The organism is Nonomuraea harbinensis, from assembly GCF_019396385.1.
In the GTDB taxonomy this organism is placed as follows: Bacteria; Actinomycetota; Actinomycetes; order Streptosporangiales; family Streptosporangiaceae; genus Nonomuraea; species Nonomuraea ferruginea.
Genome location: NZ_JAHKRN010000008.1, coordinates 153,609 through 167,950, shown reverse-complemented (window position 1 = coordinate 167,950; position 14,342 = coordinate 153,609). Strand labels below are relative to the sequence as shown.

The 14,342-nt window shown below is 66.4% G+C and carries 13 protein-coding genes; 2 read left to right on the top strand and 11 right to left on the bottom strand.

Annotated elements, in window-relative coordinates; all coding sequences use genetic code 11:
- The 4 genes from KME79_RS11370 to KME79_RS11355 all read right to left on the bottom strand — a co-directional run bounded on the left by KME79_RS11370 (window position 1) and on the right by KME79_RS11355 (window position 5,729).
- Complete coding sequence (locus KME79_RS11370; RefSeq protein WP_148031990.1) at window positions 1-879, bottom strand: carbohydrate ABC transporter permease; 879 nt, start codon at window positions 877-879, stop codon at window positions 1-3.
- Window positions 873-1,859 carry an ABC transporter permease gene (locus KME79_RS11365; protein WP_219544388.1) on the bottom strand — a complete coding sequence of 329 codons (987 nt, stop codon included), beginning with the start codon at window positions 1,857-1,859 and terminating at the stop codon, window positions 873-875. Before KME79_RS11365 ends, KME79_RS11370 begins: the two co-directional genes overlap by 7 nt.
- Window positions 1,859-4,474, bottom strand: coding sequence for a glycoside hydrolase family 3 N-terminal domain-containing protein (locus tag KME79_RS44710; protein WP_246639642.1), 2,616 nt, complete (start codon window positions 4,472-4,474; stop codon window positions 1,859-1,861). The genes KME79_RS11365 and KME79_RS44710 overlap by 1 nt, the downstream gene beginning before the upstream one ends.
- A 247-nt stretch (window positions 4,475-4,721) precedes the next feature.
- The gene (locus KME79_RS11355) at window positions 4,722-5,729 is read right to left on the bottom strand and encodes a LacI family DNA-binding transcriptional regulator (RefSeq protein WP_271276549.1); all 1,008 of its coding nucleotides are present in this window, start codon (window positions 5,727-5,729) and stop codon (window positions 4,722-4,724) included.
- A 159-nt stretch (window positions 5,730-5,888) separates the two neighbouring features.
- On the opposite strand from KME79_RS11355, the gene KME79_RS11350 reads away from it, so the two are divergent.
- Window positions 5,889-7,883 carry a beta-galactosidase gene (locus tag KME79_RS11350; protein ID WP_219544387.1) on the top strand — a complete coding sequence of 665 codons (1,995 nt, stop codon included), beginning with the start codon at window positions 5,889-5,891 and terminating at the stop codon, window positions 7,881-7,883.
- 30 nt (window positions 7,884-7,913) lie between these two features.
- Here KME79_RS11350 and KME79_RS11345 read toward each other — a convergent pair whose 3' ends face one another.
- The 7 genes from KME79_RS11345 to KME79_RS11315 all read right to left on the bottom strand — a co-directional run bounded on the left by KME79_RS11345 (window position 7,914) and on the right by KME79_RS11315 (window position 13,425).
- Window positions 7,914-9,950: a hypothetical protein gene (locus tag KME79_RS11345; protein ID WP_219544386.1), complete on the bottom strand. Its 2,037-nt coding sequence runs from the start codon at window positions 9,948-9,950 to the stop codon at window positions 7,914-7,916.
- 154 nt (window positions 9,951-10,104) lie between these two features.
- Window positions 10,105-10,305, bottom strand: a complete 201-nt coding sequence (locus KME79_RS11340) for a hypothetical protein (RefSeq protein ID WP_219544385.1) — start codon at window positions 10,303-10,305, stop codon at window positions 10,105-10,107.
- Between the two features lie 53 nt (window positions 10,306-10,358).
- On the bottom strand, window positions 10,359-11,156 hold the full coding sequence (locus KME79_RS11335) for a hypothetical protein (protein WP_219544384.1): 798 nt from the start codon (window positions 11,154-11,156) through the stop codon (window positions 10,359-10,361).
- A 52-nt stretch (window positions 11,157-11,208) separates the two neighbouring features.
- A complete protein-coding gene (locus KME79_RS11330; RefSeq protein WP_219544383.1) occupies window positions 11,209-11,424 on the bottom strand; it encodes a hypothetical protein in 216 nt (71 codons plus the stop codon).
- Between the two features lie 165 nt (window positions 11,425-11,589).
- On the bottom strand, window positions 11,590-11,751 hold the full coding sequence (locus KME79_RS11325) for a hypothetical protein (protein WP_219544382.1): 162 nt from the start codon (window positions 11,749-11,751) through the stop codon (window positions 11,590-11,592).
- Between the two features lie 669 nt (window positions 11,752-12,420).
- Window positions 12,421-12,729 carry a MafI2 family immunity protein gene (locus KME79_RS11320; protein WP_219544381.1) on the bottom strand — a complete coding sequence of 103 codons (309 nt, stop codon included), beginning with the start codon at window positions 12,727-12,729 and terminating at the stop codon, window positions 12,421-12,423.
- A 150-nt stretch (window positions 12,730-12,879) separates the two neighbouring features.
- On the bottom strand, window positions 12,880-13,425 hold the full coding sequence (locus KME79_RS11315) for an alpha-ketoglutarate-dependent dioxygenase AlkB family protein (RefSeq protein ID WP_219544380.1): 546 nt from the start codon (window positions 13,423-13,425) through the stop codon (window positions 12,880-12,882).
- Between the two features lie 242 nt (window positions 13,426-13,667).
- Here KME79_RS11315 and KME79_RS11310 point away from each other — a divergent pair, with 242 nt between their 5' ends.
- Window positions 13,668-14,306, top strand: a complete 639-nt coding sequence (locus KME79_RS11310; protein ID WP_219544379.1) for a serine/threonine-protein kinase — start codon at window positions 13,668-13,670, stop codon at window positions 14,304-14,306.
- Window positions 14,307-14,342: the final 36 nt, after the last annotated feature.

Here is a 14,342-nt window from a genome sequence, read left to right as displayed (position 1 = left end):
CTATCCCTTGACCGCGCCGAGCATGACGCCGGAGACGAAGTACCTCTGGACGAAGGGGTAGACCGCCAGGATGGGCAGGACGGTGAGCATGATCGCCACCGACTGGATGTTCGACGCCGCCTGCGTCACGTCGCCGGCCGCGAGGCCGTAGGAATCCGAGGTGGTGGCCCCGGCGATGAGGTTGCGCAGGTAGATGGTGACCGGGAACAGCCGCTGCTCGTGCAGGTAGAGGAACGCGGTGAACCAGGAGTTCCAGAACGAGACCGCGTAGAAGAGCACCATCGTGGCGATGACCGCCTTCGACAGCGGCAGCACGATGCGCCACAGGATGCCGTAGGTGCCGAGGCCGTCGATCGCGGCGGCCTCCTCCAGCTCGGTCGGCAGGTTCTCGAAGAACGCCTTCATGACCAGGAGGTTGAAGACGCTGATGGCGTTGGGCAGGACGATGGCCCAGATCGAGTTCGTCAGCCCGAGGCTGTTGATCAGCACGTAGTTGGGGATCAGACCGCCGGAGAAGATCATGGTGAAGACGGCGATCCAGATCAGGACCGTGCGGCCCTTGAGGTGCCTCTTCGACAGCACGTACGCGTAACACGTCGTCATCACCATGGCGATGGCCGTGGCGACGACGGTGTAGACCACCGTGTTGCGGTAGTTCGTCCAGAACATCGGGTCCGACATCAGGACTTCGTAGGTCGACAGGTTGAACCCGCGCGGGATCAGGTTGACCTGCCCGGTGACGATGTACCGTTCCTCGCTGAACGAGCGCGCGATGATGTTGACGAACGGATACAGCGTCACGACCACGACGCCGGTGAGGATCACCGCGTTGATCCACCGGAACACGCGGTAGCCGGGGCTGTCGTCCAGCTTCACCACAGGCTCGTCCCTACTGTGCGGCGGGAGATCACGTTGGCCGAGGTGATGAGCACGATCCCGATCAGCGCCTCGAACAGGCCGATCGCGGCGGCGTAGCTGAGGCTGCTGGACTCGACGCCCATGCGGTACAGGTACGTGGTGATCACGTCGGCGGTCGGATAGGTCAGCGGGTTGTACAGCAGCAGGACCTTCTCGAAGCCCACGGCCATGAAGGTGCCGATGTTGAGGATCATCAGCGTCACGATCGTGGGGCGGATGCCCGGCAGGGTGACGTGCCAGATCTGCCGCCACCGGCCGGCGCCGTCGATCCGCGCCGCCTCGTACAGCTGGTCGTCGATGGTGGTCAGCGCGGCGAGGTAGAGAATCGTCCCCCAGCCGACCGTCTGCCACATCTCGGACGTGACGTAGATCGTCCGGAACCACTCCGGCTTCTGCAGGAACGGTACGGGCTCCTCGCCGACCACCTTGAGCAGCTGGTTGATCGGGCCGTCGACGGCCGTCATCTGCATGACGATGCCTGCCACGATCACGATGGACAGGAAGTGCGGCAGGTAGGACACCGACTGCAGGAACCGCTTGAGCTTGCGGGTGCGGATCTCGTTCAGCAGCAGCGCCAGCACGATCGGCAGCGGGAAGCAGAACAGCAGCGTCAGGCCGCCGAGGACGAGCGTGTTGGTGAACACCGTCCAGAACGTCGGGTCGTCCAGGAACATGCGCACGTAGCGCAGGCCCACCCACTCCTCGCCGAAGATGCTGCCGCCCGGCTCGAACTTGCGGAAGGCGATGACGTTGCCGATCATCGGCACGTACCTGAAGATCAGGAAGAACGCCAGCGGCAGCAGCGCCAGCGTGTACAGCTGCCAGTCGCGGCGCAGCGCCCGCCGCCACGTGGTGCGCGGCGCCGCCGGCGGCTTCCCCCCGTCGCGGCGGGCCCGGCGCGGCTCGCGCGTGTCCGGCGGGACGGTGTCGGTTGCGCTCATCAGACCTCCGGTGCTCCGTCCCGGCGGCCCACGCCGGTCATGCCGCGCTCGATGTGGACCGTGGGTTGCAGGCGCCGTTCGCGGGCGACCTCGCGTTCCTCGCCTGTCAGGCGTAACGGGAGCGCCGCCGCCACGTCCGCGCTGGAGCGGGACAGGCGCAGCTCGACGTCGCCGGGCTCGACGATCCGCCTGCCGCGCACGCCGGTGAACGAGGCGAGGTCGGCGTGGACGGTGAAGGTGACGCGAGCGGCCTCGCCGGGCTCCAACTGCACGCGGGCGTACCCGATGAGGCGGACGACCGGACGGGTGGTCTGGGCGACCGGGTCGTGCAGGTAGAGCTGGACGACCTCGGCGCCGGGCCGCTCCCCGGTGTTGCGGACGGTGACGGCCGCGACCGTCTCGCCGTCGACGGGCCACTCGCCGCCGCTCTCGGCCCCGGTCCACTCGAAGGTCGTGTAGGTCAGGCCGTGCCCGAACGGGAACGCGGGCGTCGGGTCGACCGACGACACGTCGGTGCGCCGTCCCAGCGGCGGGGTCAGGTAGGTGGCCGGCAGCCCGCCCGCGTCGCGGGGGACGCTGACCGGCAGCCGCCCTGACGGATTCACCGCGCCGGTGAGCACCTCGCTGACGGCTCGACCGCCGAGCTGGCCCGGGAAGAAGCCGAACAGCACCGCCGCGGCCGCGTCCGTCTCCGGCCCGAGCGCGTACGGGCGACCGGCGAGCAGCACCAGCACCACCGGGGTGCCCGTGGCGAGCACGGCCCGCACCAGTTCGGCCTGCACGCCCGGCAGGCTCAGGTCGGTCGCGTCGCACCCCTCGCCGGAGGTGCCGCGCCCGAACAGCCCGGCCCGGTCGCCGACGGCGAGCACGCACACGTCGCTCTCCCTGGCGACGGCGACGGCCGCCGCGATGCCTGCGGTGTCCTCTCCCCTGACGTCGCAGCCCGCCGCGTACGTGAGCCCTGGGATCCGTTTCCCCAGCTCCTCGCGCAGCGACGGGATTTCCAGCCCGAGCCCCTGCCCGGGATGGTGCGGACCCACGTGGTTGGGAAAGGCGTAGCAGCCGAGCATCGCCATCGGATCGTCGGCCACCGGCCCCACCAGAGCGACGCGCAGACCGGGAGCCAGCGGCAACACCCCGCCGTTCCTCACGAGCACGACGGACTCCCGAGCCAGCCGCAGAGCAAGCCCCCGAGACCCCTCGTCATCAAGCCTCAAACCACCACGACCCCCGACACCCTGCCCCTCCCCGCCATCACCCCCGTGATCGGAAACCCTCTCGGCCACGCCGTCGTCCGCGCGACCCGAAGCTTGCGCGTCCGTCCCGTAACCCCGGCTGCCAGAAATCCGCCCATCCCCGCCGCCACCCACGTGCCCGGAGACTGACGCGTCCGCCGAGTGGTCAGAGACCCGCCCGTCCGTGCCGTCGCCCACGCGGCCCGGAGCTTGCGCGGCCGTCCCGTAGCCCAGGGCTTGGGGGGCCGGAATCGGTTGCCAGTCCTCGTCGAGCAGGCCGAGTTCGGCCTTCTGGGCCAGGACGCGGTGGAGCGCGCGGTCGATCAGCGCCTCGCTGACCGTGCCGGACTTGACGGCCTCGACGAGCGGCCCGCCGTACGTGTCGACGGTGGGGAGTTCGACGTCGATCCCGGCGCGCAGCGCGAGCCCGGCCGCCTCCGCGCCGTCCCCGGCCACCCCGTGCAGGCTCTGCAGGAACCGGACGGCGAAGTAGTCGGCGACCACCGTGCCGGTGAAGCCCCACTCCTCGCGCAGCAGCCCGGTGAGCAGGCTCTCGTCGGCGGCCACGGGCACGCCGTCGATCTCCGCGTACGAGTTCATGACCGACCGGGCGCCACCCAGCCGCAGCGCCATCTCGAACGGCGGCAGCACGACGTCGGACAGTTCACGCGGCCCCATGTGCGCGGGAGCGAGGTTGCGTCCCCCGCGGGAGGCCGCGTAGCCGGCGAAGTGCTTGAGGGTGGCGACGATCCCGGCGCCCTCCAGGCCGCGCACGTAGGCGGCGCCGATGCTGCCGGCCAGGTAAGGGTCCTCGCCGATGGTCTCCTCGGTGCGCCCCCAGCGGTAGTCGCGGGTCACGTCGAGGACCGGCGCGAGGCCCTGGTGCACGCCGGCCGCGCGCATGGAGCGGCCGATCCGCCCGGCCATCTCCTCGATGAGCCCCGGGTCGAAGGACGCGCCCCAGCTCAGCGGCGCCGGGTACACGGTCGCCCGCCAGGCGGAGAAGCCGGTCAGGCATTCCTCGTGCACCTGGGCCGGGATGCCGAACCGGTTGGCCGCCATGATCTCCCGCTGGGATGCGTCCAGGGACCGGGCGCCCGCCGCCGGGTCGACCGGGGCGGTGCCGTACGGGCGGGTGAGCTGGCCCAGGCCGTGGCGGATGACCGTGGCCCAGTCGACGACGTTCATGTCGGCCTGGCGCGGGGCGACGCCGTCCCCCGATGGGTCGGCGCCGGCCCAGACGCCGACGAGCTGGGCGATCTTCTCTTCCAGCGTCATGAGCGGGACGAGGGCGTCGGCCCGCTCGGCGGGCGTCAGCCTCCGGTCCCGCCAGGGGGAGTTCGCGCCGGGCGTGGTGTCGGGGGGTGACTGGCCCGTCATGCCATCCTCTCGGCCGGGCGGCATACGGAAACCGTGATGCCGGACTTTGCCGAAAATTTTCGGAGACCCGTTAATATTTCGGCAACTTAGGGCGCGCGTCGAGAGGTGTCAAGAGGGCGGTCGGAGCCCGGCCGTACCAGGAGATGCGCACCTGCGGCAACGTCCAGGGCGGGGCTCGTTTGCCAGAAACTTTCAGAGGCCCGTGCGAGGGGTGACGCCCGCCCGCATGATGCCGCCGTACGACGAGTCAGCCGGCGGGAGGAGCGGTGCTGCTCCGGACGACGAGACTCGTGGCGAGCTCGATGCGGGTGCCGGTGGAGCGCGGGTGCGTGAGCTCCTCGTGGACCAGCCGGATCGCCTCGTTGGCCATCTCGTCGAGCGGCTGGCGCACGGTGGTGAGCGGGGGCGTCATCATCTCGCACGGCGGCGAGTCGTCGAAGCCGACGACGGACAGCTCGTGGGGCACGCGGATGCCGCGTTCGGCGGCGGCCTGGTAGACGCCGGCGGCCTGCGGGTCGGAGCCTGCGAAGACGGCGGTCGGCCGGTCGGGGCGGTCGAGCAGCTCGCCGCCGTGGAGCCGGCCGCCCGAGATCAGGAAGTCGCCGTAACGGGTCAGGGCCGGGTCGGGGTCGATGCCGAACGTGCGGTGCGCGGCGAGGTAGCCCTCGTAGCGGTCGAGCGTGCACTGCTTGTCGAGCGGGCCGCCGATGAAGCCGATGCGCCGATGGCCGAGCTCCAGCAGGTGGGTGGTCGCCTGGACGCCGCCGGCCCAGTTGGTCGCGCCGACGGCCGACAGCCCCAGCTCGCGCTGGCCGACGGGGTCGAGCAGGACCAGCGGGACGTGCAGCAGGTCCTTGATCGCCTCGATCTCCTCCTGGCCGGCCCGCGACAGCACCAGCACGATGCCGTCGGTGCCGCGCTTGCGCAGCATGCCCACCCAGCGCCGCCGGTCGAAGTCGGGGCGGTAGGAGGAGGTGACCACGAGCGAGAAGCCCCAGCGCGCGGCCGCCGCCTCGGCGCCCTCGATGAGGACGTGCGCCCAGGGCGAGCCGAGGCCGTTGATGAGCAGGTCGACGATGCCGGCGCGAGGGCCGCCCGGCGGGCGCGGCGGCTCGTAGCCGTGGGCCCTGGCCGCCTCCAGCACCCGGTCGCGGGTGGTGGGCGAGACGTGCTTACGGCCGCTCAGGACCTTGGAGACCGTGGGCACGGAGACACCGGCGGTCGCGGCGATGTCGGCGAGCGTGGCGCGTTGCACGGAACCCCCTGGGAGCGCTCGTGGCGCTGTTGACAGCGCCGCGAAGCGGAGCCTACCGTAACGCAACAAGTGACGGCCAAGTTTCCGGCAACTCCTACCGAAACTTTCTGATGCCGTGCGGCATCGGTTGACTGCTGCTTTGGGAGCGTAATGTCTCGTATGGCCGCGTTCAGGAGTCGCGTCGGCGGGCTGGCGTACGGCGGTGACTACAACCCCGAGCAGTGGGACCCGGCCGTGTGGTGCGAGGACGTGCGGCTGATGCGCGAGGCCGGGGTCAACGTCGTCTCGCTCGGCGTCTTCGCCTGGGCCTCACTGGAACCCGAGCCGGGCACGTACGAGTTCGGCTGGCTCGACGAGGTCATGGACCTGCTGCACGGCAACGGCATCGCGGTCAACCTGGCCACTCCGACGGCCGCGCCGCCGGTGTGGCTGACCCAGTTGCACCCCGAGGTCTTTCCGATCATGGCGGACGGGGAGCCGTTCGGGTTCGGCAGCCGGCTGCACTACGACCCGTCCTCGCCGATCTACCGGCGGTACGCTGCGGCGATCACCACCAAGCTGGCCGAGCGGTACTCGTACCATCCGGCGCTGGCGATGTGGCACATCAGCAACGAGTACGGGCCTACCGCGTACAACCCGGCCAGTTCCGTCGCTTTTCGGGAGTGGCTGCGGCGGAGGTACGGGTCCCTCGACGCGCTGAACGAGGCGTGGACCACCCGGTTCTGGGGGCAGGTCTACACGTCCTGGGAGCAGATCGAGGTGCCGAACATCCCGCGTTCGTGGTCGAACCCGGCGCGGCGGCTCGACTTCAAGCGCTTCACGTCGGACGCGCTGCTGGAGTGTTTCGTCGCCGAGCGGGACATCGTCCGGTCGTTCCGGGATGACATTCCGGTCATGACAAACTTTATGCGCTTTTATCGCCATGCCGACTACTGGCGCTGGGCGCCGGAGGAGGACGCGGTCGCCCTCGACATCTACCCCGACCCGGCGGACCCGACGTCGCACATCTCGGCCGCCTTCCAGTACGACCTGTTCCGGTCCTTGAAGGGCGGTCAGCCGTGGATGCTGATGGAGCAGGCGGCCTCGGCGGTGAGTCAGTGGAAGCTGAATGTCGTCAAGGAGCCGGGGCGGATGCGGCTCGGGTCGCTGCAGGCGCTGTCGCGGGGGGCGGACTCGGTGATGTTCTTCCAGTGGCGGGCCAGCCGGGGCGGCCAGGAGCGTTTCCACTCGGCGATGCTCCCTCACTCCGGGCCGTCGTCCCGCACCTTCCGCGAGGTGACGGACCTGGGCCGGGAACTCCGACTGCTGTCCGGGGTCGCCGGCACCTCGATGCGGGCCGACGTGGCGATGCTGTTCGACTGGAACGGGTGGTGGGGGTTGGAGGAGACGTACGGGCTGCCTCGGAACGACTTCAGCTATGCGGACACGGTGATGCGGCACTACACGCCGCTGTGGCGGGAGCATGTGCCCGTGGACGTGGTGTCTACCGGCGGCGATCTGTCCCCGTACAAGGTGTTGATCGTCCCGAACGCCTACCTGATTGATGATGTCGGGGTGGCGACCATCCACGCGTTCGCCCTCGCCGGGGGGACGGTCATCATGTCGTTCTTCTCCGGCGTCGTGGATTCTTGCAACCGCGTCCGGCCGGACGGGTATCCGGGCGCGTTCCGGGAGTTGGTCGGCGCCAGAATCGACGAATACTGGCCGGCTCGCCCATCCGAGACCTTCATCGTCGAGTTCACCGACGGTCGAACCACCACGGCGAGCTGGTGGCGTGAAGACCTCCACCTGGAAACCGGCAAGCCCCTGGCGGTCTACCACGACGGGCTCCTCGCCGGCCGCGCCGCCGTCGTCGAGAACGGATTCGGCTCGGGACGGGTGATCTACTTCGCCACGCTATTGGAGGAGTCAGCTTTCGGCGGAGTGCTGGTGGATACCGTACGAATGGCGGGTGTGAGGTCGCCATTCACCGAAGTTCCTTCGCACGTGGAATGCACGATCAGAGGGGACAAATACCTATTCCTGCTCAACCACAGCGCCAACTCAACCACCGTTCCGCTTCCTTTCTCCGGTACAGATCTCCAGACCGGAACCCAGGTGACAAAGGAGATCACCCTCGTTCCTCTGGGTTCAGCGGTCATCGAGCGTGCTTGAGCAAGGATTCCCCCTTCGGGATACCTGGCCTCACCTATAAGGTGTCTTGGGAGTCTTGTCACCTTGAACTGCTGAGAGAGCTGCCCGAGCAGCCTCTTGGTAGCACTCGTCTAACCACACGTCGCCAGCGGTTACCCGCGTCGGGCCGTGGGCGATCGAGTGCAGGGCGGGGATAGCCTCGGCGGCAGCTGCGCCGATCCATCCCAAGGTCTCGATCGCCTGCAATCCATCAGGTGGCATTCCAAACCACTCATCATCCAGCGGTCTTTTCTCGACGGCGGCAACTAGCGGTGGGATCAAACCTGCTGCGTTACCGGTGACAGCCCACAACGTCCGGGCGATGCCCACAGATCGATGATCGTCCGGTTCGATATCGTCGAGCAACGAACGTAGGTAGGGGGCGGCACTTGCGGCAGCGGGACCTAGCTGTGTGAGTAGAGGGGCTATGCGGCGGGTAGCATGGTGATCGCCCACAATGGCGTTGGTCCAGATTTCAACCGCCCTCCCAGGTTCACCAGTTATGCGCCACAACGCCCAAGCAGCCAATTCCTGTTCCTCGTCGTAATCGTGCCCATCTTCATCGAGCAAGGCCCGCACGAGTGGCTCGGCTTCCATGGCAGCTGGGCCAATCGCGCCTAGCACAGATAACGCCAGCCAAGCATGCTTGTGCATCCGAGCCGCGACGGCAGAGGCCAACGGAGCAGCCGCCTCCTTCCATGCGCACAAGCCCTGCATAAACCTGACCGTGTCCCATCTGGGGTTCCAGCCTGGGTCGTCGAGCTTACGCAGGACCGTCTCGACTACGGGGATCAAAGCGTCGCTATGAGCCGTCATACCGGGTAGTGCGTGTCCGAAATCGATGTGACCAACCAGCCCGCGGTGCTCGAGCATGGCGGAAGCTAGCCATGGAAGACAGCGGGCATCACCGATGCGTGCCAAAGCATTAACTGCCGGCGATGTCCCCGCTGGCCAGTAATAGTTGGGATCACCTGTCAAAAAGGTAGCGAGTAAGTCGGCGTGAGCAGCGACGGCATGTCCAGAAAGCCCAAGCACCTCGACAAACTGTTCCGTAGCATCGAGGTCCTCCTGGTTTGGCGCCACAATCACCATCGTTCGGACCTTGTTCGCGACGAGTGGAACGAGTTCAGCCGGAGCACTTCTCCATCGCTCCATCGCCTCCTGCGCCAGGAGCGCGCCCCACTGGTCCTCCCGCTGCCCCGAACGGGACAAAACTTCCCGTGCTAAGGCGCGACTCCAGCGCTCGGCTTGCTGGAAGCTCGTGCTGATAACGTTCAGCCCGTATCGGTACCAATGAATACGGTTGAAGGCTGAAGCTCGATCCAATAGAGCATCAGTGGCTGCTCGCACTGCAGGGAGGTCGGCCTCCGCTCGCCAGTCCGTTAGCGCTATCCCTACTGCAGCGGCAGCGCTCACATCAGGGTGGATCGCTTGATGGAACATGTTTGTGAACCAGCCGCGGTGCCCATCCGGTGAGAGCCGTGCGAGGGCGATAATACAGGCCGCTTCCGCATCTCTCGCACTGGTGTCACGGGCGTTACTATCGGCTGCGCCGCTTTCAACTCGGGCGCGTAATACCGGCACACTCGCCTCAGCGGCCTCTGGCAGCCATGCAAGCAACTGAGCCGTCGCAGCAGCGACCGAGTCGTCCTTATCGTAAAGAAGCCTGATCAGTCGATCGCTTTCAGCAACTATTTTAGCTCGTGCTACCGCAACATAATCTGGTTTCGACCTGCCTGCCTGCTCGCTGGAATAAGGGTAGGCCGACTCTCCGAGTACGATCTCCGTTAGGGTGTTCACGATCAGCGCCCGATGCGGCAGTTCAGGTACCGCAACGACTTCCAGCAGGTAGGGAATTAGGTAAGGAGCAACCTCAGCAACCTTTCCTTCACCAGCAAGAAGTCGGCTGCGCAGATCCCACACATATGCGTCGCCCGACTTCCCTTCTACGATTTTGCGTAGCAAGAACAGTACAGATTGAGGCTGGTCACAGGCCCCTGCAATCTGGGCCCAGGGAACTTCGTCGATCCCCGCAAACACTGCATCCACCTTTGAAAGTGCACCATGACCATGTCCAGTCCAGCCACAATAGATGCGACGGGAATCGAAAGGGAAATTGCTCAAAACCGATACCGGGCAAAGGACAATCCACTACCTTGTGCGGTGCCGGACGATCACGAAAGATCCGGCCAGGGACGAATACTTACGCCCCGGCTCCATAAAGTGCATCGCGGATGGCGCGGTGCAACTCTCTCATCACGTTTCGCTCGACTCCGGTTCTTGTCTGGAACTCCCAGTCTTCCAACTCCTGGTCGGCTTCACGCAGACTCGCAATGATGGTGTGCGTTTCTTTGACAGAGAGTTCGAGAACGATCATGTCCTGGCCACGGGCCACTACCTTCATTCGGGGACCTCCATCAAGGTGTTGTCATAGACGATCGGGATATGCTCTGCCCGTCAGCCAGGAAGGCGCCAATTGCAGATGCCCTCGATGCATAGCTCGGTGGTCGTCTCACCAGGGTCCGGCGCCTTGATGGAGACATTGCCGCCCCACCGGCTGTAGCGGGTGTCGACGTCGAGGGTTTTGCCTACCAGTTCGTCGAGGCCGTCAGCGAATGTGAACGTGCTCCGCACCCTGCTGATCACGTTCATGGAGTTCAGAGTGATGGTGTAGGACAGCCTTGTGCCCGAATCCCAGCCGGCGTGCGTTGAGTGCTGCGCCCAGCGGGAAACCCGCTCAAGCTCCTCGAAGGTGATTACGCCTGTGATGGTGTCTCCACTCCGCTTCCCGTTCTTCAGCAGAGCGTCCAAGGTCGCGGGCTCGGCCGGGTTGACGAGTTGCTCGTCATAACCAAGCAACTGTGTGTGCCAGAGGTGCGACTGGTGAGAATCCTTCCACCAGTCGTTGCCCGTCTTCAGCCACTTTCCTACAGGTCCCCCGGAACGGTAGCCGGTGCCGCCTACGTCGTGGTGGAAGCCGATAGCACGTTCACGTCCGTGCTCACCCCCCGTGGTGGTGACGTGGAGGGCCTTGACGCCGCCGTCCGCGTTGAACTCGAAGAGCCCCGTACGCTGGCGCTCCACCCGCTCGCCGGCGCCACCTGACAGAGTGGTCACCTCGGTGAAGTGCACGCCACGTCCCGGCGCCAGAAGAGCATCAAGCGCCCGTACGGGGTCCTTGGTCACTGCCCGAGAAGAATCACCGCCCGCCAGCAGAGCACCGCAGGCCACCAAAGTCACGGTGATCTTCTTCATCAACGTGATGATGCCCCGCTCGGATCACATCCAGAGCACGGACAGGATGCGATCACATGCGGCGGTCTCGATCCCGTTCGATCTCGCGCTGGATCCCATAGACCACGAGGGCTGCCCCGCCTACCAGGATTCCCACGGCGCCGAGGGTGCCGCCGATTCGGACCACGTCAGGATCAGGACTTGCCTTCAGAGCAAGCGAAATAGCGGCGACGACGAGAGCTACGCCTGTGAGGACAAGGGGCGTCCAATTCACCTTCACGAGATCCATCCTCTGCCATCTTCTTCAATGCCATCGGGACACCATCAAGTGCTGACCCCGGCCCGCCCATTCATCCCCGCGATCTGTACCATCACAGCCTCCGAAGCGCCTCCGGTCTCGGGTGAGCCGGCCTCGACCGCCCTTTCACGCCCATCTCCGTGCCTGCAGCGTCCCTCACAGCAGCAGCCAAGATGTTGCCACATGCATGGAGGCCGACCATCGGAGATCAGGCCACCCCTGCATGCCGGACCGGCCAAGACCGTCACCCAACTGCTCGACAACGTCCTGCTGGAAGTCTTCTGCGACCGCGAGCACGACGTGCTGCGCTTCGCCCACGACCTGAACGTTCCCCCACCACCAACCAGGGCGAACGTGACATCCGCCCGGCCAAGACCCAGCAGTAGATCTCCGAACGGCTCCGCTCGGAGCACACCACCACCGTCGAGACCTGGTGGTCCGAGAGCCAGGCTCTCATCCACACGGGTATCCCAACGTCGGCTCCAAGGGCACCACCCCGGCTCGCCACCCGCTTCCCGGCTTCGACCGGTTATAGGGCGCGATGCTCCGGCAACGAAGATAAGCTTCCGCAGGTTGCCGGGCTGGGGAGGGCCTCCCCAATTCCCACCGCCACTATCGGCACGTTCCGCGACCCATACGCCGGGGAGTCCTTGACGGCTGCTTCCAGGATCTTCACCGCGTCCATGGCCTTCGCCCCGGTTTCGAGAGGCTCGGCACTCCCTTGTCCCACCACAAGGGCGGGCTGAGCAACGACGCCGCAGGCTTCGCTTCATGCTACGGACCGCACCGTCGCTCCCCCACGAAAGGGCCTTTGACGCTGGGCTTCGACCCCACCCGTTTCAGACGAAGCCGCCAGCCTGCTACCGGGCCTCCTGGCAGCTACCCGGGCCGGACTCCCACCGGCAAGCGACGACGAGCTTACGAACAGCAAGATCCACCGCTATGTCACGGCTTCACCTCCTGCTCTGCTGGGCGCACGAAAAAGCCTCAGTGCTTCGCCCAGTAGATCATCCGAACGTATGGACCTAGCATCGCAGGATCGGGTGCTCCGTCATGGATAATTGGCTCGATAAGAGGACCTTCCCCAGAATGGAGAGCCTCCATGTCGAAGATTGCATCCTCTATGTCCTCGTCGAGTTCGCTCGTACGGCGTCGAACCCAGAAGCTCAATTCGATGCGATCCTTCTCCGCACGGACTGCCACGGCAATCACATCTGGGGAGATGAGGCCCAATAGTGCCTGGACCGCGTCCAGAACTGCCTCATTCTCTCGCTCGAGTTCTTCCGGGCTCATCATCGTATCCTCTAGTTCGTCGGAACCACGCTTGGACTTGTTGTGCCTTTGATCAGGAAGATATTCGTAGGTACGCCGAATCGGCCCATGCGTGGGGCCGGCCTCGACCTATCTCCGTGCCTGCAGCGGCCTTCACTTCAGGAGCGTCGAGATTCACCTCGAAGGATTCACGGACCCCGTATCGAAACAACGGAACGTGAGGCTGATGCGGCGTCCGGCGGAACTGGTGCGGGGGACACCGTGGGTCCAGGTGCGCTGAGTCGTCTGTGTCATCAGGAGCAATGACCCGTGCTCAAGGGTGAGTTCCGTGCGGTGGGCCCCGTCGATGCTGCGGAACACCAGGGGGCGTGTGGCGCCGAGCGAGACGATCGCGATCGCGCTGGACGGAGTCAGGCCCTCGTAGGAATCCTGGTGGAAGCCCATGGTGTTGTCGCCGGTTTCGTAGCGGTTGGCCAGGCAGTTGTTGAAGGGGTAGCCCGCGAACTCGCCGACGCGGGCCGCGATCGCCGCGATCCGCGGTGGCATCGCCATGGGTTCGTAGTGCTGGCCGGAGTAGTTGTACGGCACGCCGAAACTGGCGGTACGGCGCGCACGCATGCGGTCGTCCCAGGTCACCTCGGTGAGGAGGAAGGCCAGATCAGTGTCGGCATGGGGCAGCGCGTCCGCGAAATAGCGGACGTCGAGTGGCGGTGCGGTCATTGCTTCTCCGTCGCGGGGGTGGGTTCAACCAGTGGTGCGGTGTGAACTCACGTTGTCGCTGGCGACGATGGCACGGCATGGCCGGGATCCTAGAAGGGGCTCGCACCCGCAGGCCAGCGAATAACACCGGCCCGCGGACGCGATGACCGTCGCTTTCGCATAAGCGCGAACAGGCGTGCACCGATATCGGTGGCTGTACTCTGATCAACTGTCCGTGCCGAGCACGATGGCGGGAGACGGTCATGACTTCGAGGCTGGCCGGTGACGTGGTCGGCGGGCGCTACCGCCTGGTCGCCGAACTGGGGTCCGGGGGTTTCGGGCGGGTCTGGCAGGCCCGCGACACGGCCCTCGACGTGGACGTCGCGATCAAGGAGCTGCGGCTGCCGGCAGGGCCGCCGGAGACCGAACGGGCCGAGCGGCTGGCGCGCGCCACGCGCGAGGCCCGCAATGCCGCCCGGTTGCGCAAGTACGACGGCATCGTCGCGGTCCACGACGTCGTCATCGATGACGGCCTTCCTTGGATCGTCATGGAACTCGTCGACGGCCGCTCGCTGAGCGAGCACCTCGCGGAGCACGGACCGCTTCCGGCGGGCAGGGCCGCCGAAGTCGCCGCGGCACTGCTGACGGCCGTCGGCGCGGCGCACCGGGAAGGTGTCGTGCACCGCGACATCAAACCCGCCAACGTCATGCTCGCCGAGAACGGGAAGGTCCTGCTCACCGACTTCGGGACCGCGGTCCACCACACCGACACCGCGCTGACCGCAACCGGGATGCTCATCGGCTCGGCCGAGTACACGGCGCCGGAGCGGTTGCGCGGCGCCGACGGCCTTCCCGCCGGCGATCTGTTCTCCCTCGGCGTGACCCTCTACCAGGCCGTCTAGGGAGTCTCGCCGTTCCGCCGCGACACCCACGAGGCG